This window comes from Cupriavidus sp. 21MJTG02-4 (genome assembly GCF_057798975.1).
This window is the reverse complement of record NZ_JBYOJP010000059.1, coordinates 1-781: the sequence shown is the minus strand read 5'-3', so window position 1 is coordinate 781 and position 781 is coordinate 1. Positions and strand designations below refer to the sequence as shown.

The 781-nt window shown below is 60.1% G+C and carries 1 protein-coding gene; it reads left to right on the top strand.

The features are described from left to right. Window positions 1–344 precede the first annotated feature (344 nt). A partial coding sequence (locus AC3FKH_RS34480) for a transposase family protein (RefSeq protein WP_488680164.1) occupies window positions 345–781 on the top strand: 437 nt, incomplete at its 3' end.

The window sequence follows — 781 nt, the reverse complement described above, 5'->3', positions numbered from 1 at the left end:
ATCGCCACTGTGACACACATGGGAGCTCATGTCTGGCAGACTGGGCCGTCCACGGTCGCCGATAGGCCGGGGCGGGAGGCGACCATTCCATCTACTGCAGTTCGGAGAAATCGTGTCCCCTGCTCGACTACTCTCACTCTGCGGCAAGGCCACCTCGTATTCGGTCCTCGGCTGTGATTGCAGCCCTATTTAGGCATGTTTCGCGCGAATGCTCCTTTTGATCAACCAGAGCGAAACCGCATAGTCAGAGCGAAAAGTAGTAAAGATGGGTCTCCCGCACTTTGTGTGACGGCCGAGTCGAGGGCTTGATTTCCCGCCGGTTTGGCCGTACGTTGATCGTTACCATGAGGCAAGTTCTCGGTGGGATCGAACGTATTCTCGCCCGTGTGGGCAAGCGCTTCGTCTCCAGCGAAGTGCAAGGGGAGACCATTACTGTCGAAGCCCGCAGTACAGTTCGCAGGGCACCGTGCCCGGCCTGCCATCGTTGGAGTCACCGACTCCACGGCCGCTATGTGCGCAAGCTGGAAGAACGTCCAATGCTCGAGCAGCGGGTCGTTCTCGCTATAGAGGTACGTCGCTTCAAGTGTATGAACGCCAACTGCCCTCGTCGTACGTTTGCCGAGAACATCCACGCCTTGGCCGATCGGTATCAACGTCGTACGCGATCGCAGGCTCGGGCGTTGCAGGCGCTGGGCCACGCCCTCGGTGGTGAGGCAGCAGCCCGGCTTGCCGACGCCTTGGGCTTGCGCACCAGTGCTGACACCGTGCTGCGAGAATTGCG